Genomic DNA, 20159 nt, shown 5'->3' on the forward strand with positions numbered 1-20159 from the left:
GGTTACGGCACGGGTGTGGGGCGTGACAGCACGTAAATCGCGCTGGCCAGGAAAAACGCCCCCACCCCCAACAGCAACGGCCACGACGGCCGCGCGCCCCAGCAGAACATCACGAACCCGAACGCCATGCCGCCCGCCGCAAAGGCCTTGCCTTTGCGGCTCACCGCGCCCTGCTCACGCCAGGCCCGCAGCGACGGGCCGTACTTCGGGTGCTCCAGCAGCTTGCGTTCGAACTTCGGCGAACTACGCGCGAAGCAGCCCACCGCCAGAATCAGGAAGATGGTGGTTGGCATCACCGGCAACAGCGCGCCGATGACGCCCAGCGCCACCATCACCCAGCCCAGTGCGAACCACATCCAGCGCATCAGCGGCCCCTTTCCCTCATCGCCCGAATTCCTGTTCCACGTGCCCATGCACGCTGCGGAACGCGGCGTCGGCGGCGTCGATCACCTGCTGCTCCTGTTCGGCGGTCAGCGCCACGCTGTCCAGCGCGGCGGTGAACGCGCGCCAGTGGCGCGCGGCCCCGTCCGGATGCGCGGCAAGATGACGGGCACCGAAGTCGGCATCCAGCCCCAGTTTAGCCGCCATCTTGTACAGCACGGTACCGCCCAGGTTGGAGCCCTCGGCCACGTACAGCCAGCCCAGCGCGGCAGCCAGCGGCAGGTCGGACGGCAACGGCGCGGACAGCGCTGCCGGAAGTGTCTGCTCCAGGTCCTGCAGGTCCTGGGTGACCTGGTTCAGGCGGCGACGCTCGGCCAGGTCGGGCAACAGCGCATCAAGCGCGGTGCTGGCATACAGTGCGTCCACGTCGCGGTGGAAGCGGTACTGCACACGCAGGAAACGTGCGAAATGGTCGCGGCTGGCGAAGATGTCGCCGGCCATGATGCGCGCATCCAGTGCGCCGTGGCTGTCACGGGTGGCGGCCTTGAGGCGCTGGCTGCGGGTGGCGTCGGGGGAGTCGAAAGCAAGCATGCGGTTCAATTCTGAGTGGGCATTACCTGGGTTAGGACGTACGAGGGGCCGCGACCCCCAAAGCCAATTGCAGCACAGCGGGCGGCTCCCCCATTCCGGCGATGCCATCCTCACCTGCTGTTGTCGATAATGCCAGCCTGACCGCCCCACGAGGACATCCCTATGGACACCACAGAATCCCGCATGACCACCCTGTTCGAGCAGTTGGGGCTGGATGCGAGCAAGGACGGCATTGCCGCGTTCATTCTCAAGCACCAGCTGCCGGCCGACGTGGCGGTGGCCGAGGCACCGTTCTGGAACGATGGCCAGCGCCAGTTCCTGTCCGAGCAGCTGAAGTCGGATGCGGACTGGGCGATCATCGTGGATGAGCTCAACGAGGCATTGCACGCGGATGCGATGGCGCGCTGAAACGCGCGCAGCCGGGCAAGCCCGTCTCTACAGGACACCCCGCGTAGTGACGGGCCATGCCCGTCACGGCAGGCCCGTCACCCCGGTTCAATACCGGTACGTCAACGCCAACCGCATCACCCGCCCCGGTGCGGGCATCACACCCAGCGCCAGCGGATCCAGGTAATACCGATCTGTCAGGTTGTCCACGTTGAAGTCCAGCGCCAGTTTCTGACTGGCCTGCCAGCTGGCAAACACGTCCACGATCGTCGCTGGCTGATACAGCTGCTGGATCGCCGACAACCCCACGTTCCATTCCTTGTCCAGCTTGCTGATCGGACCGGCGTTGTGCACCACGCGGGTACCGAAGCTCAACCGTTCGTCGAACAGGCGCGAGCCCAGGGTGAAGTTCACCGTGTACTTCGGCGGGTTCTGGGTGTTGCTGTACGACCCCTCGAAACCACCGTCCACGCAGTCCGGGGTCGCCGCCAGCTCGGCGATCTTGCGCTGCACGCCATAGGCACGGCGCTCGGCGGCGATGTCCGGCGCGCAGGTCTTGGCTTCGAAGTAGTAGTGGCCTGACAGGTCGGCAAACACCTTGCCGGCGTCGTAGGTGCTCTGGAATTCCAGCCCCGACACCTTGAAGCGGTCGATGTTGCGGATATATCCGGCCGACAGCGTGCGGTAATCGCGGGTGATCAGGTCATCGATTCGGGTGTTGAAGTACGCCAGCTTGAATGCAGCATGGTCGCCATCCGCGAACACCCCGTGCAGCACCGTGCTCGCCCCCACTTCCCAGGTGGCGGCGCGTTCGGGCTTTAGCTCGCCGTCCACCGGCTTGGCCGCGGTGAACAGGCCCAGCGTGCTTTCAAACAGACTGGGCAGCTTCACGCCTTCGGCGTACTTCACGTACACCAAGGTGTCCTCGTTGAAACGATAGGTCACGCTGGCGGTCGGCATGAAGGCGTTGTCGGTGCGCTTGATCGGCTGCGACCAGCTCCACGCGGTGGGCACGATAAGGTCTTCGGTGTCCGGGTTGTCGTGGAAGTTCCAGCCGGTGATGTCGGCCACGGTGCCCTTTTCGTAGGGTGAGGCCAGCAGCGAGGCTTCGGTGAACTGCCCGTTCGCATCCGGATACCAGTTGAGCATGGCAATGCGCTTGGCGCGCCACGCCGGCAGTGCCGGGTTGCCGTTGAGCAGCTGGGTGTAGCGGTACTCACCGATCACCGATTCCTCGGTCACCGTGGCCAGGCGATTGCGGTCGTAGATGCTCACACGGTTGAAGCGCCCGCCCAGCAGCACGTCCCAGTGGTCGTCCGGCTGCCAGCGCATCGAGGCCACCGCGCTGTACTCCTTGCGCTGCGCATTGCGCAGGAAGCGGTTGTTGATCAGGTCATCGAACATGATCGGCGCATTCTTGCCCGGGCCCACGTCCTCATTGCTGAAGGACAGCCCGTAGTCGAAGGTGAACAACCCGGCGGCGTCGGTCAGCAGCAGCGTGGTGTTGGACACGTCCAGGCCGAACCGCTCCTGGTTCATGCTGTTGCGATACGCGTCCTTGTAGCCCGGGTTTTCATTGAAGGTCGGGCCGTCATACCACTCGGTGCGACGGTCGAAGTACCACGGGGTGATGCCGGTCAGCCCGTTGTACATCAGGCTGTCGGCATTGGTGTACCAGAGGTTGGCTTTCAGATCGACGGCGTCATTGCCCGGGGCGAAGCGGTAACGCAGGTTGTAGGCATCCAGGTCCACGCTGCCCGGCTCCCACTGCGGCACGCGGTCGCGGTTCACGCGGATGACCTGCGAGGCCATGATTTCGCCCTGGCGGCCGCTGTAGTTGCGGTAGCCCATTTCCAGGGTCTGCGCGTCATCGATGCGCCAGGTGCCTTTCAGCAGCACCGAATTGGACTTGGATGAGGTGTTGAAGACTTCGGTGTTCGGCGGATTCAGCGGGGCCAGCGTGCGCCGGGTCTGCGGGAAATCGTCATAACCGTGCTTGCCGGCGTAGTAATTGCCGGTGTCGCGCCAGGCGTAGGCGGCCACCAGGTCGAAACTGTCCCAGTGCTTCGCACCGGCGATGTTGAAGAACTGCCCACCCAGGCTGTTGCGGTTGGTGCCCGGCTCGCCTTCATAGGCCGGCAGATCGCGCGCGCTGCCGCTGGAGATGCCGCTGCGCACGCGCAGGCCGCTGTCCTGGCCTTCGCGCACCACGTCGTCCAGTTTCAGCGTATCCATTTCCACCACGCCGCCAATGCCGCCAGAGGCATTCGCGCCGAGACTGGGGCCCTTGGTGACGGTGAAGCTGCTGATCAGGTCCGGGTCCAGGTAGGTGCGCTGCGACTGCCCGGCGTAGCCACGGTAGGTATCCATGGTGGACTGGCCGCCATCGATGATCACTGGAATGCGGCTCTGGCCCTGGATGCCGCGGATGTTCAGATCCAGCGCATTGGCGGTACGCGGATCACCGGCGGTCACGCCGACCACGCCCTTGACGATATCGGCGGTGGAAGTGCCACGGAAGCGTTCGATGGTGGCACGCGGCACGTATACGCTGGAACCGGTGGCGCGATAGGTGTCCAGCGTGCGCGCCGTGTCCAGCGCACTGCCGGCCGGCAGGGTGTCGCCGGCCACGCGCAGCGGCTGGGTCACGGTCACGCCGTCGGTGCGGGTGGCCTGCGGTGCGCGTTCGAGCGTGACCGCACCTGCGCCAACCGAACGCGGAGCCAGCCCGCTGCCCAGCAACAGCTGCGCAAGCGCCGACTGCGCATCCAGCTCGGCGTTGACCGCGTTCGAGGTGATGCCATTGGCCAGCGCGGCCGGGTAAGCCACCTGCACGCCGGACTGGCGCATGTAGCTGCGCAGCGCGTCCGCGAGCGGCTGGGCCGGAATGTCGAAGCGGTGGGTGGCGGTCAACGCGGACGTGTCAGACGACTGCGCCAGAGCCGGGTATGCCACGGTGGTGATCAAGCCGGCGGCAAGCAACGCACTGCAGAGTCGGGACGGACGCAGGCCCCGGCGGGAAACAAGAGACATGTTGAAACCTGTAAATGAGACAAGCCGCTCAGGCGGCATTCCCGCAGGAAGGGCGGGCGCTGCGAAGTACGTGGCGGCGGCGGGTACGTTCGGGAGGTAAGACGCACGACGATGCAGGTTCCCCAAGGGGAATCGCGCCCGATGCGCGCGGTGGGCTCACTGCGCCGGTTTTTCAGCCGGCGTGCCCACCCGCACGATCACCGCGCCCAGCGGCAACCGGGTCAGCTGCAATCCGGCTGTCGCGGCCAGCGCGTCCAGCGCCTGCTCAGGCTGGTCCACGCGCAGCGCGGCGTTCACCGCAGGCAAGGCGGAAAGATCGCCCTGCACAAAGGTGGCCCCGTCGCGGTAGCGCGCAATCTGCGTGACCGCTTCGGCCACCGGCGTGGCATCGAGCAGCAGTTCGCCCTCGCGCCAGGCGGCGATGCGGTCCGGTGCCAGGTCCGGCTGCCGCTGCACCACGCCGCCACGGGTAAAACCGGCACGCTGTCCGGCCAACAGGTAGGTCCATCCCGCGTCGGTCTGCGCGGCCACTCTTACCTGGCCCTGCTCCACTTCGGTGTGCACGCCGCCGGCACCCGTGGTGACCGCGAACGCAGTAGAGATGTCTTCCACCACGCCGCCCTGGGCCAGCACACGGAACGGCTGCGGATGACCGGGAGCCACCTTGAACCAGACCCGCCCGCGCAGCAGGCGCACGGCGCGCTGGCTGTCGCTGTAGTCCACGGCAATGGCCGAATCGGCGTCGAGCACGGCCGCACTGCCATCAGGCAACGCCACCGTGGCAATCGTGGTGTCGGTACGGTGGTCGGCGCGCAGGCGCAACCAGGCTTCCGGCGACACCCACAGCAGCGCCAGCGCAGCTGCGGCGGCCATCGCCCAGCGCGCGCGACGGCGGCCCGGGCGTGCAGCGGCGTGTGTGTCTTCCGCAGCAGGCGGCCCCAGCACCCGCCACAACTGGCGTTCGTATTCAAACGCACGCCGGTGCCCGGGTACCGCCAGCCAGCGTTCGAAGTCCTCCATCCGCGGCGCGTCCACCGCGCCGGACGCCAGCCACGCAATCCAGGCCCGCGCCTGTTCGGCAGGCGGGTCGGAGGCAAGCGGCGGTGCGGCTGTCGGTTCGGGCGGGCGCATGGCTGGCAGTAGCGGCGGTGTCAGTCGCGATCCGGCATGGTAGCCGGCACGCGGGCTCTCGTCTCATGACGTTTGCGCCGGCGCATTCCCCAAGGGGACATCGGCTCAGCGCCCTTGCCGCGCCCAGGCCAGCCGCTGCAGCGCCGCGCGCACATGGTTCTCGACGGTGGTGACCGACACCCCCTGCCGCCGTGCGATCTCCGCCTGGGTCAGGCCCTGCAGGCGGTTGAGACGGAAAATGGTGCGGGTGGGTTCGGGAAGGTGTTCGGCCGCTGCCAACACCCGCTGCAGTTCGTCCTGGGCCATGGCCTGCTCCTCCGTGGAGAGCACTTCGTCGGGCCCCCACAGATGCTGCTCGGCCAGCAGCCGCGCGCGCCGGGTGCGCTCGCGGCCGTGATCAGTGGCCAGGTTGCTGGCCAGCCGGTACAGGTAGGCACGCGGGTTGTCGATGCAGAGGTCGTTGCCGACCCCGCGCGCCTTGAACCACACCGACTGGATCACGTCCTCGGCGCTGCCATCACCGCCGAGGATCCGCTGTACCAGACGCAGCAGCGCGGGCCGTTCGCGGATCAGCAGTTCGGTCAGGGTCGAGGCATTGGAAGACATGCCGCATGGTAGCGTCCAAATGCGAATGCGTCACGTTAAGCGCCCGGGCGACGCACCGCACGCACTTTGCCACTGCGCCCGCCGCCAGCGTAGAACACCTGCCCGCCATCCGACTCCAGCCCGCTGACATGCATGCCGTCCGGCATCACCAGCCGCTCCAGCACCGCGCCACTGGCCGGGTCGATGCGGCGGATGTCGCTGCGTTCGCCGTCGTCGGTGCCGTGCCAGAGCTCACCGTCCACCCAGGTGACGCCAGTGACGAAGCGGTCGGACGCGATGGCGCGCAGCACCTGGCCGGTGGCCGGGTCGACCTGGTGGATGCGGCGCTCGCGGTACTGCCCCACCCACAGGTAGCCTTCGGCCCAGGCCATGCCCGAATCGGTGCCGCCGCCCGGTGCAGGGATGGAGGCCAGCACCTGGCCGCTGTGCGGGTCGATCTTGTCGATGCGGGCTTCGGCAATCTGGTACAGGTGGGTGCCATCGAAGGCGGTACCGGCGTCGCAGGGCACCGGCAGCGAGCGCACCGGGGTACCACTGGCCGGGTCGAAGGCCACCAGCGCCGGGCCGGTGGCGGCCCACACCTGTTGACCGTCGAAGCTCACGCCGTGGATGGCGTCGGCACCGTCGAAGGGGCCGTACTGGCGAAGCACTTCAGCGTCATGCACGGCGGTGGCGGATGGGGTGGCACGGTTCATGGCATCGCTCCTGGTCCCTCGGAATGGGGGCCTGCTGCGGACACTAGTCCCCTGGCAGCAGCCTGGGGAGTAACAAGATCGTCGTGAATCCGGTCAGCGGCATCGCTCGCCAGCGTTGCGTGCGGCCCTGTCCGCTGGGGCGTACCCGCCCCTGCGCCTGCAGGTCGGCCAGCGCCCGCTGCACACCGCGCTGGCTGATACCCAGCGCCAACGCCAATGCCGAGCTGGACCAACCCGCGCCGTCAGACAGCAGTGCCGCCACCGTAGCGGATGCATCGTCAAAGGGGGGATCCAGCACCGACACGCGCCTGCCTTCACCCACCTCCAGCCGGTAGCCTTCGCGCGTGCTGGCCACGGTCACGCCCTCAGGCAGCAGCTTCCGCAGCCGCCCGATCTCAACCCGCAGGCGTACGCGATGGGTGTCATCTCCATGGCGGGTGCAGAACACCGACGCGATGAGCGCATCGCGTGACAGATCCTCGGGCCATGCCGTCCCCAGCGCGCACAGCAATGTAAAGAGCAGTGGTCGGCGCGCCAGCGATTGCCAGCGTCCGGCGTTCCACACGCCTCGGCGGCAGCCGTCCACCACACAGTGCGGCCCATCCAGCAGCACGCGCACCTGCTGCAGGTCCAGCGCTTTCCCAGCGCAGCGCGCGGCAGGCTTGCGCAGTTCGGCGCTGGCCTGCGACACCTCTTCCTGCAGGGCAGCGATGCCCGACTGCTGCGCTGCCTGCGTGGCCTCCTGCAACGCCTGCTCCGCCAAGGGAATCTGCAGGGCCCGCGCCGCCAGCGTGGTCCGGGTCAGCGCCGCCATGGCGGCCAACGCGGGCGGCAGTGGCTGGCCCTGCACACGGTCCAAGGCGACCGTTGCGTCCGCGCCGCGCCCCAGCAGCAGGGCCCGTCGCGCAAGGATCAGCCACGCCTGCAACGCGTTGGCGCTGTCCTGCGCGGCCTCCAGCCGTCGGGCAGCGGCCAGCAGCGCAGCGGATGACCCGCTCAGCTCGCGCAGGGCCAATCCAATCTCGGCGTCGGCGACCACGCAGCGGGCACGGGCGACTCCCTCGGTGCGGGCAAACGCCGCGTGTGCCTGCCGCAGCAGCACGCGGGCACGGGCCAGCTCGCCCAGCTGGGCCATGGCGATACCGCGCAGCGCCAGCGCCGGTGGGTCCGAACGCAGGGACACCTTGCCCAGGGCGGCCAGTACATCGCCAGCCGCCAGGTTCCGCGCCGCAGCAGTCAACAAGGCATCCATGCCGACAGGCTAACCGGCCTGCCCCTACTCTGCCGCGCGGCTGCGATCGCCCGTCCCACCCAGGCATTCGGAAACCGACTCAAACACGGACTGCGACGCCCCGGGCAGCTGCTGGAAGATGGCCCGCGGGCCCGCCAGCGCCGCGAAGAACGCCGGTACCGTGGTGCCGGCCGGAATCGGCAGCGCGCAGAGCCAGCGCGGCTGTTGGCCGCCCACCCGCCCATTGGTCGGGTCCACCTCCAGCTCGCTGGCGGCGAACGCCCAGCGGCACTCGGTCACCATGCCGCTGGCCGTCTCCACCGCACAGCGCATTTTCAGGGCCTGGTAGTCGGTGAATTCGCCCTCGCAGATGGTGTCCATGCAGACATCGTCGAAGCCGGCGCGCAGCCGCCGGCGCAGGTCATGGAACGCGGCCCCCTGGGCGTAGTAGGTCGGGTAGTCGACCAGGTCGACGAACGCCGGACCGGAGTGGCCCTCGGCCGCCGTGGCGTGGCCCGCCAGCAGCGGGGACAGCAGCAGGCCAGCAGCAACAGCAAGCAGCGGGTGGTGGAATCGGGTCATGACAGGCTCCTTGGCCATCCGGCGCATCAGTGCGCCCGCGCTCAGGGTGCGCGCCCGGGCTGCCCCGGCGCGATCAGAGCAGGCCGAATTCGCGCCCCGGGAAAATCCGGAGCGGCGGGTCGGCCGGGGCCTACCTGCACGGCGGCCGGCAAAGGCATAAAATGGGCGGTCTTACGCCAACATCCCCCTCTCGGAGCACACCATGGGTCTGGAACTCGTCTCGCCCGGCAAGAACCCGCCGGAAGAAATCAACGTCATCATCGAGATCCCGAAGGATTCCGAGCCGGTGAAGTACGAAGTGGACAAGGAAACCGGCGCGATCTTCGTCGACCGCATCCTCTCCACCCCGATGCGCTACCCCTGCAACTACGGCTATGTGCCGAGCACCCTGTGCGGCGACGGCGACCCGGCCGACGTGCTGGTGGTGCTGCCGCTGCCGCTGGTTCCGGGTTCGGTGGTGCGTTGCCGTCCGGTTGGCGTGCTGAAGATGAGCGACGAAGCCGGCAGTGACGAGAAGATCCTGGCCGTGCCGGTCGCAAAGATCTTCAGCGGCTACGCCCACGTGGAAGACATCGAGCAGGTGTCCAGCCACTGGCTGGAGCGCATCGGCCACTTCTTCGAGCACTACAAGGACCTGGAAAAGGGCAAGTGGGTCAAGCTGGATGGCTGGGGCGGCGCGGCCGAAGCCAAGCAGATCCTGATCGAGGCCCACCAGCGTTACCTCGACGGCCAGGCCTGAGCCTGAACAGCCACGCTCCGGTGTCCGTCACCGGAGCGATGGCCATCACGTTTTCTGCATGCGGCACATCACTATTTGCGCCGGATTAGGTACATTGCGTCAGATACACCGTCCACGGTGCGTTTCACCGTGGTCAATCAGGGGATTGTGTCGTGCGTATTCTGCTTGTTGGGGACGAAGCCAGCCTGTCGGCTGAGCTGACCGAATTCATTGCCGATCTTGGGGAAGAATGGCAGCCGGTGACCGCGGCCGACGGCCAGTCGGCCATGAGCATCGTGGCCTCCACGGCGGTGGACGCTGTGATTGCCTGCCCGGCCCTGCCCGACCTCACCGCCACCACGCTGCTGGGCCAGATCCGCACGCTGCGACCGGAAACCATCCGCATCGCGCTGGTGGAAGCGCCCCAGGGCAACCGCCCGCCGCCGGCCCGCCTGATCGGCGTGGCACATCGCTTCCTGCCGCTGCCGCTGGCCCCGGAAGTGCTGCTGGAGGCACTGACCAGCCTGGAAGAACTGCGTGAACTGCTGGACAGCGAGCGCCTGCGCAGCGCCATTGGCCGGATCGAAAAGCTGCCGTCGCCGCCGCACCTGTACCTGAGCCTGACCCAGGCGCTGGAACACGACGACGACACCGATACCGCAGACATCGCCAAGCTGGTGTCGGCCGACCCGGCCATCGCCGCCAAGGTGCTGCAGCTGTCCAATTCGGCGTTCTACAACAGCGGCCGCACCATTTCCGACCTGCGCTCGGCGGTGAACCGTCTGGGGCTGTCGACCCTGCGCGACCTGGTGCTGGCCAGCGAGGTGTTCTCGGCCTCGCCGCTGTCGGTGGGCGAACGCAACTCGCTGCAGCAGCGCGCGCTGATGGCCTCGCGCCTGGCCGCCAAGCTGCTGCCTGAATCCAGCGCCGAACTCGGTGCCACCGCGGCGCTGCTGGCCGACATCGGCCTGCTGCTGCCGGGCGTGCGCAATGAGCGTACCGAACCGGCCAGCGACGGCGACCTGCGCCCGGGCCATGCCGAAGCCGGTGCCTACCTGCTGGGCCTGTGGGGCCTGCCGATGCCGATCATCGAAGCGGTGGCCTTCCACCTGCAGCCGCAGCGCTCCAACACCCGCAGCTTCTGGGTGACCGGCGCGGTGCACGTGGCGCTGGCGCTGGTCAACGGCGACCCGGTGGACGAGGAATACCTGCAGCGTGCCGGCGTGCTGGCCAAGCTGCCGCAGTGGCGCGACCACGCCAACGGCCTGATGGGCCTGGTGGCGGCGGAAGCGTAATCGCACCGCGATCAGGCGGGTAGGTGCCGACCGTTGGTCGGCACTCATCAGCGATTACGCGGGCAGGTACCGACCGTTGGTGGGTACACCTTGATTGAAAATGGCGTGCCGCAAGGCGCGCTTTTTTTGTTTGTGGCGTCCGCAAAGAGCAGCCGGGCAAGCCCGGCTCTACGAAAAAAGGGCGGACCTCGCGGCCCGCCCTTCTCTTTCAACTTACCAAAGCTTCAAAGGATCAGAAGCGCTGGGTGTACTTCATGTACAGGAAGCGGCCGATATCGAAACCGCCGTAGTAGGCGAAGCTCGAGTTCTGCTGCGAGTACATCAGCGGACCCTTGTGGTCGAACACGTTGTTCGCGCCCAGGGCGATGGTGGCATCCCACGGAGCCTTGTAGCTGACCTGCAGGTCGTGGAAGGTGTTGGCACCGGTCTTGCGGAGCGGAGCCTTCTCACCGTACGCGTAGCGATCCGGATCGGTGCAGCCGATCGAGATGCAGTCTTCGTTCAGACCCGAGTAGTAACGGGCGGTGTAGTTGACCGAGAAGTCACCCAGTGCCCAGTTGACGTTGAAGTTCGAACGCACGCGGAACAGCGCATCCTGACCGACCATGCCCATCATGATGTTGTCGCCGGCAGAGTTCTGGTTCTGCTCGTCGTACTTGGACAGGTAGCTGGTCTGCCAGTCGATGTTGAACTGACCGATGGCCAGCTCCGGCAGACGGTACTTGATGCCCAGGTCGTAACCTTCGGTTTCCATCTTGCCGAGGTTGGCGGTGCCGTAGGTGATGGCGCTGATGTGGCCGTCGGCGGCACGGGTCACGCTGCTGCAACGGTCGGTGTTACCCAGCACGTAGCAATCACGCAGGATGCGATCGACGGAGTCGTCGATGATCATGTCGCTGATTTCGTAGCGGTACCAGTCCAGCGAGACGTCCAGACCCTGCACCCAGCGCGGGCTCCAGACCAGACCGAAGGTCGTGCTCTTGGAGGTTTCCGGCGACAGGTCCGGGTTCGCACCCGAGATGAACTGGTCGCCCGACTGGCACGGCAGGGTGCCGCAGACGGCACCGGCCTGACCCAGCTGGGTGTAGTTGGCCGGCGCGCCGCCGTTGATGCAGGCGGCATTGCCTGCCACGCTGCCCGGAGCGGTGATGCCGCACGGATCGATGTAGGACTCGAAGCTCGAGCTCAGGCCACCGTACAGGTCAGCGATGGTCGGAGCGCGGAAGCCCTCGGCATAGGTGCCGCGGACCAGCAGCTCGTCCATCGGACGCCAGGTCAGACCGAACTTGCTGTTGGTGGTGCCACCGAAGTTGCTGTAGTCCGAATAACGGCTGGCAACGTTCAGGGTCAGTTCCTTGGCGAACGCCATGTCGGCCAGGATCGGCACGTTCAGTTCGAGGTAGACCTCGTTCAGATCGTACTCACCACGGGTCGGCTTCTGGCCCAGGCCGGTGGACATGCCCGACTGTGCGAAGGCGTCCGGCACGTAGCTGCCTTCTTCCTTGCGGTGCTCCACGCCCACGGCGAAGCCGAGGTCGCCGGCCGGCAGGGTCACGATGGAACCGGCCAGGTTGGCGGTGAAGCTGGTGGTCTTGGTCACGCCGCGGGTGGTGTAGACCGGGAACAGGAAGTCCTGCAGGTCCTGGTCAGCCAGCGAACCGGCACCGGCAACGCCGTACGGCAGCAGCGGGTTCCACGGACGGCAGTCACCCAGCGCGACCGGGTTGGCAGCGGTACCGCACTGTGCCACGCCGTTGGCGTTGATGAACGATGCGCCCAGCGCCTGCTCGGCGGCGATCAGGCTCATGTCGCCGTGATTGGACTTGATCGACTCGTTGCGGTTCCACAGCGCGCCGACGTCCCAATCGAAGGTCTTGCCAGCGAACTCGAAGTAGCCGCTGACGGTCGGCGCAAAGCGCAGGGTCTTCAGCTGGCTTTCGGTGGTGCGCGGCACTTCCCACAGACGACGACGGAACTGCACGTCGCTGCCACCCACGCCATTGACGGCGGTCGGGTTGAAGGCGCTGTCAGCCGACAGCGGGGTGCTGAACGACGAGGACTGGAACGGGTAACCGGCAATCTGCTGATCCGTGTTGCGCTCGTTGTAGAGCACGTCGGTGTTCAGGCTGATGGTGTCGGTGAAGTCGTAGGTGCCGTTGACGTACAGCGACTTGCGCTCGGTACCGGTCAGCACGCTCATCTGCTCGTTCGAGTTGGCGTACTCGGCCGGGGTCAGCAGGTGGTAATCGGCCGGGTTGTTCGGGTTGCCACCTTCATTGAGGGTCTTCCACTCCGGCTGGGCCTGGCCCTGCGGACGCGCCTTGCAGTCGCCCCACACGCGCGGGTCGCACCAGGTGCTGTTCTGGCTGACAGCGCTCCAGTCAGCAGTGGTCGAATTCGGACCCTTGCCGCCGTCACGGCTGAACCAACGATCCTTCGCCCACACCGGATCCTGCTTGGAGTATTCGGCCGACAGGGTCAGGCTGCCGCGTTCGCCGGTAGCACCCAGGGTCATCGAGTACTGCTGGTTTTCGCCGTCGCCCTGGTCGTACTGACCGAAGTAGACGTTGACTTCGCCGCCGTCGATGTTCTTGCGGGTGATCACGTTGACCACGCCGGCAATGGCGTCGGAACCGTAGATCGAGGAAGCGCCGTCCTTCAGGACTTCAATGCGCTCGATGGCCGACATCGGGATCTGGCCCAGATCCTGGTAACCGGCAGTGGTGGCGCCCAGGCGCTTGCCGTTCATCAGGACCAGGGTGCGCTGTGCGCCCAGGTTGCGCAGGTCGACGTAGTAGCCGCCCACGTTTTCGCCCGAGGACAGCGAGTCCGAACGCGAGATGGCCGGCGAGCCGGCCGAGGTCAGGTTGTTCAGCACGTCGGCGACGCTCGAGAAGCCCTGCTTTTCCAGGGATTCACGGGTCATCGTCAGGATCGGCTGCTGGGTCTCCATGTTGGCACCGCGAATACGCGAGCCGGTGACCGAGATGCGATCCAGGTCAGTGGTGCCCGCTGCAGCTTCCTGCGCCGAGGCAAAGCTCGGCGCGAGCGCCAGGGCAATGCCGGCCGGCAGCAGGCCGAGGCGCACTGCGGGAGTACGGAAATTCATTCTTCTCTCCAAGGTACGTTAGTAGCGTGTTAAACCGCCTCGGAAAGTTACGATTGCGTTGCCGTTAATTATTTGCGCGATGCCACCGAAGACTTTGCTGACTTTGGCGGGACAATTCCGCCGGTCTCGCGAAAGCCGGACGCGGACTGGCCATAACGCGCGCGGAAAGCGCGTGCGAAGCTGCAGCAGTTGTCGAAACCGCTGGCCGCAGCGACTTCGCCGATCATCATGTCGGTATCACGCAGCAGGTCAGCGGCACGCTCCAGGCGCAGCCGCGCCGACAGCGACTGCGGGCTTTCCTCGTACAGGCTCTGGAAGGTCTTGGACAGATACCAGCTGCTGAAGTTGGTCAGCTCGGCCAGCTCGCCGATGCGCACCACGCGGTGGCTGTTGCCTTCCAGGTACAGGCGCGCGCGCTGCATGCGGCCGAACACCTGGCGCTTGCGGATGCGCGAGCGCCCCGGGCAACGCTGCACACCATTGGCCAGCGCGCGCTGCAGCGACGCCAGGTGCAGCAGCACCGGGCGCAGCGCCTGCGCCGGCTGGCCGCTGGCCAGGGCGTCGCGCCACAGGCGCAGGGCCACGCGCACTTCGCTGCGGCTCATGCTGCCGCGGCCGGCATACAGGCTGCAGTCGGCCAGTTCACCCAGCGCGCGCAGTGCGTCCGGAGTCAGGCTGAGACCGATGCACAGGCCATCGCGGCCGGCCTGGATCATCGGCTTGGATTCCTTCTCGAAGGCGATCCACTCACGCTGGCGCAGACGGAACTTGCCTTCCTTCGATTCCACCCAGGCGCTGCCACGCAGCTGCATCCACACGGTGAAGGTGGTGCCGGCGGTCTGCAGGCTGCCCAGCCGGGCCACGCCCAGGCAGGTCGGCAGCGGACCGTCGTCGACGATCTTGTCCAGGTTGAGCGATTGGCCTCGATCGGCCAGGGAAAGCTGACGCATGACTGCACCGGGGGTTTGCCGTTACGGGGCCACCGTTTTGCCAAGTCAGGCGCTTTGCGTCAGGAAGGATCAACGAGTTTCATCCGAAATCGTCACGACGCCCTCACGAAAGAACTACGAAAGCTACTTTCCCTTCCAGAACAACAGGTTGGAAACCGAGAGGAACATCGGCCTGGGGCTTTCCGGCAGTGTCATCACCCCGATATCGGCCCCATCGGCGACCGCCAGCGGCAGGTACAGCGCGCTGCCATCGGGCTGCGCACTGAAGCCGTTGCTGGTGCTCAGCCGGTCGGGGTCCAGGCAGTACTCCTTGCCTGGACCATTGCCAGTGATACGGGCGAAGCCGGTCGCGCAGTCGGCGCGGTTGGACAGGTAATCCAGGCTGCCATCACGCGCCACGGCCCAGGCGCGGTAGCGCCAACGGGTGGGCCGGTCTTCACTGACCTGGCGAATGCTGTCCGGGGTCAGCCGGCTGTCGGCCGACCAGAGGCCGCCGGCCGACAGCCGGGTGAACAGCACCCGTTGCCCGGCCGGGTCGAAGCGCGCCTGTGACACGCCGTCAATCTGCCCCAGCAATCGCCACGGCGTTGGACGCCGGTCGAACAATGAAAGCCGCAGCTGCTCGTCGCGGTCGCGCTCGACCACCAGCACATGGTCGCTGTCGTCGGCGTACAACGCCTGCAGCGGCTGCGCGACCGGCACTGGTAGCGCCACCACCTGCTCGTCGCGCGGTGACACCTCGTAGATCACCGGCCGCGCCTGGGCATCGCGGCCCGACACCAGCAAGCGGGTGCTGTCGGGCGACCAGTCGGGGGCTTGACGGGTTTCCGGGCGCAGCCCATCCACCGGCCGCAGCGAATCCGGCCGGGTCAGGTCGGCCCACCACAGGCCGAAGCTGCCGGAGCGATCCGAGGTAAACACCAGTTGCTTGCCGTCCGGAGCCAGCATCGGCTGGGCATCGCGCCCGCTGGACGGGAACAGGCGTTCCGGGGTTCCCGGCTTGCCGTTCGCGATCGGCACGCGGAACAGACCAAACTGCGGTCGGCGGTGCACGAACGCCAGCATGTTGGTGTGCCGGGCCAAGGCAGGCGATTCGGCATCGTCCACGCCCACATCGCGCAGCGTGCGGGTCTGGGTATCCAGTTCGTACAGGCGCGATTCGCTGTCCACGCGGCGCCCGAACACGATGTGCCGGCTGTCGCCGCGCCACGCCCAGCCCCGGATCTCGGCCAGGTCATTGGTGAGCTGCTCCGGCGTGCCGCCAGTGGCGGGCATGCGCCATAGGTCGCCGATCTGAGGGTTGCGAACGAACACGATCCAGCGCCCATCGGGCGAGAAGCGCGGCGCGTAATCGAAGCTGTCGGCAGCGACGGGGTACTGCAGGGCCGTCCATTGCCCGCTGGCGATATCCAGCACACGGATGCCGCGATGGGCATAGCGACCCGCCATCGAGCCGAACACCATGCCGCGCCCGTTCGGGGTCCAGTCAAAACTCAGCAGCTCGGTGCCGTCGCAACGGGTCAGGTGCCGGATTGCGCCGCCGGTGGCGCTGGCCAGCAGCACCTCGCAGCTGCCCGCCGGGCCAAACCGCGCGAAGGCAATCTCACGGCCATCCGGCGACCAGTTGGGGAAGCGGTCGGCATGACCGGCGGGGGTCTCGGTCAGCAGGCGTGCGGGCGCGTTGCCCGAGGTCTGCAGGCGGATGTTGCTGCCATCCTGGTTCGCATTCTCGGCCTCGTAGGCCACCTGCGAACCGTCCGGGGAGACCGTGGGATAGGTTTCAAAGCCCGCGGTGGCAGTGATCAGGCGGTACGGGCGCGGCGGGCTGCCGACCACGCGGCTGCCATCCTCCAGCACGCCGCCGCTGGCCGTCGGCGCGCTGCGCTGACTGAGCAGTGCAGCCATGACCATCATTGCGATGAACATCGCCAGGCCGATCGCCAGATAGACATAGCGCCGGGTGCGCCGCCACAGGCTGCGCGGGCGCGGCACCCAGGCCGACGCCGGGGCCGCATCGGACGTCGTAGCATCGCTTTCGTCCGCCGCCACCGGCAGCACGTCGCTGACCGGCTGCACCAGCCGATAGCCGGTCTTGGCAATGGTTTCGATGTAGACCGTGCCACCCTCGTCATCACCCGAGAAGGCCTTGCGCAGCTGGGTGACCGCCTGGGTCAGCACGTCGTTGGTCGGTAACGTATCCGGCCATACCTCGGCGAACAGTTCGTCGCGGCTGACCACTGCGCCAGGGACCCGCATCAATGCCTTGAGTACGCCCAGCGCCTTCGGCGTGAGACGGCGCGGACGTCGCGCGCCGGGCACGACCACTTCACGCAGCGACAGCGTGACCGTGCAGTCGCCGATCAGGATCACATCGGCAGGGGTTGTCTCACTCGCGGGGCTGATCATTCCAGTAGTACGCAAAACAACTGTGACAACAGGAACGCAGCCTTCATTCAATCATGTGCTGATCAACGAACCGCCAGATTCCGCAAACGGCATAGCTGCATCACGCAAATACACCGAAGGGCGCGAATACTAGCCTATGCCGGTTAACTGCGCCTGTGCGTGCGGACAACATCAGGCTCTCTCTCGCCGACGAAAATCCATAATTTGCTGCACTATTCGCGCCTTCGGGCGCGAAATTTTTATGTGGCATTCAGTTTGTTATTAACGTGGATTCAGCTTCGTGCACGCCGAAGCATGGTCAAACCGACCAGCCGCGAGACCACCAGCGCTACGTACATCACGCCTGCGAACTGTTCCAGCATCACCAGTGCACGCGCCTGCGGATGTACCGGCACCACGTCACTCAAGCCTACCCCTGACAACAAGCTGAAGCTCAGATAAAGCAGCTCCATCCAGGTGCGCAGTTCGCTTTCGCTGGTGGCGAGAAAGCTGCCAGGGAACCACTGCTGGCAGACCGCAAATGCGAAAGCGAAACCCCACGCGAGCAAGGTGAAGGTGGCACCGGCTGCGAACAGCTCGTCGCGGGTCACCTTATGGTCCTGCAGCATGTAGGCGATCAGGCTGCCGGCGGTATAGAAGTACAGCAGCGACTCCAGCAGCTGTGCAGTGGTGACCAGCGCAGGTCGCCCCAGCAGCGCACCGGTGACCGAGAAGATCACCGATGGAACGGCAAGCAGCAGCGCCAGCCACATGCCGAGCGGGCTGCGCCGCACGACCCACAGGGCCAGCCCCAACACGGCGATCCCGAACGCACCGAACAGCGCGCGACTGGCACCGGACTCGTCCATGGCTGGATACAGCAGCACCCCGAGCAGCTGCACGGCGAGCAGCCAGGCGGAGGGGTGCCGGCGGGCGATGGCCAGCCATTTGGTGGTCCGTGCAATGCCCATCGCCCCTCCGCCCCGGTGTGTATGGGCCGGAGATTAGCCCGGAACCAGCCCCGGTGGCATGACGGCCGCGTGGTCGCGCACATCCTGGCTGATCTTCATCGAGCAGAAGTGCGGCCCGCACATGGAGCAGAAGTGCGCCTCCTTGTGCGCGTCCTTGGGCAGGGTCTCGTCATGAAATTCGCGGGCCTTGTCCGGGTCCAGCCCCAGATTGAACTGGTCTTCCCAGCGGAACTCAAAGCGCGCCTTGCTCAGTGCGTTGTCGCGCACCTGCGCACCGGGGTGACCCTTGGCCAGATCGGCGGCGTGGGCGGCGATCTTGTACGCCATCATGCCGTCGCGTACGTCCTCGCGGTTGGGTAGCCCGAGGTGTTCCTTGGGTGTCACATAGCAGAGCATGGCGGTGCCGTACCAGCCGATCATGGCCGCACCAATCGCACTGGTGATGTGGTCGTAACCTGGCGCGATGTCGGTGGTGAGCGGCCCCAGTGTGTAGAACGGGGCCTCACCGCATTCGCGCAGCTGCTTGTCCATGTTTTCCCTGATCAGGTGCATCGGCACATGGCCTGGCCCTTCGATGATCGTCTGCACGTCGTGTTTCCAGGCGATCCTTGTCAGCTCACCCAGTGCTTCCAGCTCACCGAACTGGGCAGCGTCATTGGCGTCGGCAAGGCAGCCCGGGCGCAGGCCATCACCGAGCGAGAAGCTGACATCGTACGCCTTCATGATCTCGCAGATCTCTTCGAAGTGCGTGTACAGGAAGTTCTCACGCTGATGCGCCAGACACCACCTGGCCATGATGGAACCGCCGCGCGACACGATGCCGGTCACACGCTGCGCGGTGAGCGGCACCAGATCCTTGAGCACACCGGCATGGATGGTGAAGTAGTCCACGCCCTGCTCGGCCTGTTCGATCAGCGTGTCGCGGAACACCGCCCAGTTCAGTTCCTCGGCGCGGCCGTCCACCTTCTCCAGTGCCTGGTAGATCGGCACCGTACCAATCGGCACCGGCGAATTGCGGATGATCCACTCGCGGGTCTCGTGGATGTGCTTGCCAGTGGACAGGTCCATCACGGTGTCCGCGCCCCAGCGGATGGCCCATACCAACTTCTCTACTTCCTCCGCAATACCAGAAGACACCGCGCTGTTGCCGATGTTGGCATTGACCTTGGTCAGGAAGTTGCGCCCGATGATCATTGGCTCGAGTTCGGGATGGTTGATGTTGCACGGTAGAACAGCACGACCACGCGCGATCTCCTCGCGTACGAATTCCGGCGTGATCCGCGGCGGCAGCGACGCGCCGAATGACTGCCCCGGATGCTGGCGGCGCAGCGCCGCATCGGTCACCGCTTCCAGCCGCTGGTTCTCACGGATGGCAACAAACTCCATTTCCGGCGTGATGATGCCGCGTCGCGCGTAGTGCATCTGGGTGACGTTCATGCCGGGCAGTGCGCGCCGCGGCGTAGTGCGGGCCGGGAAGCGCACCGCGTCCAGACGCGCATCCAGCGCGCGCGACTGGCCGAAGGCCGAGCTCAGCCGGTCCAGCGTCGCGCTGTCGCCCCGCTCCGCCACCCAGCCGGCGCGCAGCGCGGCCAGTCCGCTGGACAGGTCGATATGTGCGTGCGGGTCGGTATATGGCCCGGAGGTGTCATACACCGTGAGTGGCGCGTTCTCTCCGCCGCCAAAGCTCGTGGGCGTGCAGGCCTGCGCGATCTCGCGCATCGGTACCTGCAGGTCCGGCCGCGAGCCGGCTACGTGGACCTTGCGCGAGCCGGAGATCGGCTGGGTGACCGATTCGGAAAGCGCCTGGGTCTGCTGCTGAAGGGGGGATGGTTGTGCGTTCATGGGCCTCGTCCGGATCTGTTTCCGCGCGGGAATGCGCGGAAAGGACGAAGCGGCGGCGCACGGCCGACGCAACGCGGATGGTCTTCGGGTGCGGGGACCCTACGGCGCGATGCATCGGCAGATACGAAGCTTCCCTACGCCGGTATGAGCCGGATCAGGTTCGATGGGACTGTCTCAACCGTGGCCGGATGGCCGCGGTACCCCCGCTTCAGGGCGTATTGGACCACACCTGCCCGGCGGCGTGAACAGGCC

Annotated in this window: 15 protein-coding genes, 1 pseudogene and 1 riboswitch; of the genes and pseudogenes, 3 read left to right on the forward strand and 13 right to left on the reverse strand. The window is 66.5% G+C overall.

The genetic code is table 11. The features are described 5' to 3' along the window. Positions 1–2: 2 nt before the first annotated feature. Complete coding sequence (locus PDM29_RS03375; protein WP_311192483.1) at positions 3–365, reverse strand: YbaN family protein; 363 nt, start codon at positions 363–365, stop codon at positions 3–5. Between the two features lie 16 nt (positions 366–381). Further along, positions 382–972 carry a biliverdin-producing heme oxygenase gene (locus PDM29_RS03380; protein ID WP_311192484.1) on the reverse strand — a complete coding sequence of 197 codons (591 nt, stop codon included), beginning with the start codon at positions 970–972 and terminating at the stop codon, positions 382–384. A gap of 162 nt (positions 973–1134) precedes the next feature. Here PDM29_RS03380 and PDM29_RS03385 point away from each other — a divergent pair, with 162 nt between their 5' ends. Beyond that, positions 1135–1380 (forward strand): DUF2789 domain-containing protein, encoded by a 246-nt coding sequence (locus PDM29_RS03385; protein WP_311192485.1) that lies wholly within the window; start codon positions 1135–1137, stop codon positions 1378–1380. An 87-nt stretch (positions 1381–1467) separates the two neighbouring features. Here the strand turns inward: PDM29_RS03385 and PDM29_RS03390 are convergent, their stop codons facing one another. From PDM29_RS03390 to PDM29_RS03415, 6 genes are all read right to left on the reverse strand, one after another. Then, on the reverse strand, positions 1468–4392 hold the full coding sequence (locus tag PDM29_RS03390) for a TonB-dependent receptor (protein WP_311192486.1): 2925 nt from the start codon (positions 4390–4392) through the stop codon (positions 1468–1470). A gap of 156 nt (positions 4393–4548) precedes the next feature. Continuing rightward, entirely contained in the window at positions 4549–5523 is a 975-nt protein-coding gene (locus PDM29_RS03395; protein WP_311192487.1) for a FecR family protein, read from the reverse strand. A 105-nt stretch (positions 5524–5628) separates the two neighbouring features. Then, the gene (locus tag PDM29_RS03400; protein WP_311192488.1) at positions 5629–6129 is read right to left on the reverse strand and encodes an RNA polymerase sigma factor; all 501 of its coding nucleotides are present in this window, start codon (positions 6127–6129) and stop codon (positions 5629–5631) included. Between the two features lie 35 nt (positions 6130–6164). Beyond that, complete coding sequence (locus PDM29_RS03405; RefSeq protein ID WP_311192489.1) at positions 6165–6824, reverse strand: NHL repeat-containing protein; 660 nt, start codon at positions 6822–6824, stop codon at positions 6165–6167. A 43-nt stretch (positions 6825–6867) separates the two neighbouring features. Further along, positions 6868–8076 (reverse strand): helix-turn-helix domain-containing protein, encoded by a 1209-nt coding sequence (locus tag PDM29_RS03410; protein WP_311192490.1) that lies wholly within the window; start codon positions 8074–8076, stop codon positions 6868–6870. Between the two features lie 24 nt (positions 8077–8100). Beyond that, complete coding sequence (locus PDM29_RS03415; RefSeq protein WP_311192491.1) at positions 8101–8637, reverse strand: hypothetical protein; 537 nt, start codon at positions 8635–8637, stop codon at positions 8101–8103. Between the two features lie 202 nt (positions 8638–8839). On the opposite strand from PDM29_RS03415, the gene ppa reads away from it, so the two are divergent. Continuing rightward, on the forward strand, positions 8840–9376 hold the full coding sequence (gene ppa, locus PDM29_RS03420; RefSeq protein ID WP_311192492.1) for an inorganic diphosphatase: 537 nt from the start codon (positions 8840–8842) through the stop codon (positions 9374–9376). Positions 9377–9528: 152 nt separating this feature from the next. After that, positions 9529–10650, forward strand: coding sequence for an HDOD domain-containing protein (locus PDM29_RS03425; protein WP_311192493.1), 1122 nt, complete (start codon positions 9529–9531; stop codon positions 10648–10650). A gap of 232 nt (positions 10651–10882) precedes the next feature. On the opposite strand, the gene PDM29_RS03430 is transcribed toward PDM29_RS03425, so the two are convergent. From PDM29_RS03430 to thiC, 5 genes and pseudogenes are all read right to left on the reverse strand, one after another. Then, a complete protein-coding gene (locus PDM29_RS03430) occupies positions 10883–13759 on the reverse strand; it encodes a TonB-dependent receptor plug domain-containing protein (protein WP_311192494.1) in 2877 nt (958 codons plus the stop codon). Between the two features lie 68 nt (positions 13760–13827). Beyond that, positions 13828–14709: a helix-turn-helix transcriptional regulator gene (locus tag PDM29_RS03435; protein WP_311192495.1), complete on the reverse strand. Its 882-nt coding sequence runs from the start codon at positions 14707–14709 to the stop codon at positions 13828–13830. 123 nt (positions 14710–14832) lie between these two features. After that, the gene (locus PDM29_RS03440; protein WP_311192496.1) at positions 14833–17115 is read right to left on the reverse strand and encodes a winged helix-turn-helix domain-containing protein; all 2283 of its coding nucleotides are present in this window, start codon (positions 17113–17115) and stop codon (positions 14833–14835) included. 272 nt (positions 17116–17387) lie between these two features. After that, positions 17388–18065 (reverse strand): ion channel, encoded by a 678-nt coding sequence (locus PDM29_RS03445; RefSeq protein WP_311192497.1) that lies wholly within the window; start codon positions 18063–18065, stop codon positions 17388–17390. A gap of 66 nt (positions 18066–18131) precedes the next feature. Continuing rightward, positions 18132–19907: pseudogene (gene thiC / locus PDM29_RS03450) on the reverse strand (phosphomethylpyrimidine synthase ThiC); the annotation flags it as partial. Between the two features lie 113 nt (positions 19908–20020). Further along, a riboswitch (TPP riboswitch) is annotated at positions 20021–20122 on the reverse strand. Positions 20123–20159 lie beyond the last annotated feature (37 nt).

Origin of the sequence: Stenotrophomonas oahuensis (genome assembly GCF_031834595.1) — a bacterium.
GTDB classification, from domain to species: Bacteria; Pseudomonadota; Gammaproteobacteria; order Xanthomonadales; family Xanthomonadaceae; genus Stenotrophomonas; species Stenotrophomonas oahuensis.

What these genes read in the sequence shown, in the direction of transcription:
- PDM29_RS03445 (WP_311192497.1), bottom strand. Translation starts at nt 18,065, where the DNA reads ATGGGCATTGCACGGACCACCAAATGGCTGGCCATCGCCCGCCGGCAC.
- PDM29_RS03410 (WP_311192490.1), bottom strand. Translation starts at nt 8,076, where the DNA reads ATGGATGCCTTGTTGACTGCTGCGGCGCGGAACCTGGCGGCTGGCGAT.
- PDM29_RS03440 (WP_311192496.1), bottom strand. Translation starts at nt 17,115, where the DNA reads ATGATCAGCCCCGCGAGTGAGACAACCCCTGCCGATGTGATCCTGATC.
- PDM29_RS03380 (WP_311192484.1), bottom strand. Translation starts at nt 972, where the DNA reads ATGCTTGCTTTCGACTCCCCCGACGCCACCCGCAGCCAGCGCCTCAAG.
- PDM29_RS03435 (WP_311192495.1), bottom strand. Translation starts at nt 14,709, where the DNA reads ATGCGTCAGCTTTCCCTGGCCGATCGAGGCCAATCGCTCAACCTGGAC.
- ppa (WP_311192492.1), top strand. Translation starts at nt 8,840, where the DNA reads ATGGGTCTGGAACTCGTCTCGCCCGGCAAGAACCCGCCGGAAGAAATC.
- PDM29_RS03375 (WP_311192483.1), bottom strand. Translation starts at nt 365, where the DNA reads ATGCGCTGGATGTGGTTCGCACTGGGCTGGGTGATGGTGGCGCTGGGC.
- PDM29_RS03390 (WP_311192486.1), bottom strand. Translation starts at nt 4,392, where the DNA reads ATGTCTCTTGTTTCCCGCCGGGGCCTGCGTCCGTCCCGACTCTGCAGT.
- PDM29_RS03385 (WP_311192485.1), top strand. Translation starts at nt 1,135, where the DNA reads ATGGACACCACAGAATCCCGCATGACCACCCTGTTCGAGCAGTTGGGG.
- PDM29_RS03400 (WP_311192488.1), bottom strand. Translation starts at nt 6,129, where the DNA reads ATGTCTTCCAATGCCTCGACCCTGACCGAACTGCTGATCCGCGAACGG.
- PDM29_RS03430 (WP_311192494.1), bottom strand. Translation starts at nt 13,759, where the DNA reads ATGAATTTCCGTACTCCCGCAGTGCGCCTCGGCCTGCTGCCGGCCGGC.
- PDM29_RS03395 (WP_311192487.1), bottom strand. Translation starts at nt 5,523, where the DNA reads ATGCGCCCGCCCGAACCGACAGCCGCACCGCCGCTTGCCTCCGACCCG.
- PDM29_RS03405 (WP_311192489.1), bottom strand. Translation starts at nt 6,824, where the DNA reads ATGAACCGTGCCACCCCATCCGCCACCGCCGTGCATGACGCTGAAGTG.
- PDM29_RS03415 (WP_311192491.1), bottom strand. Translation starts at nt 8,637, where the DNA reads ATGACCCGATTCCACCACCCGCTGCTTGCTGTTGCTGCTGGCCTGCTG.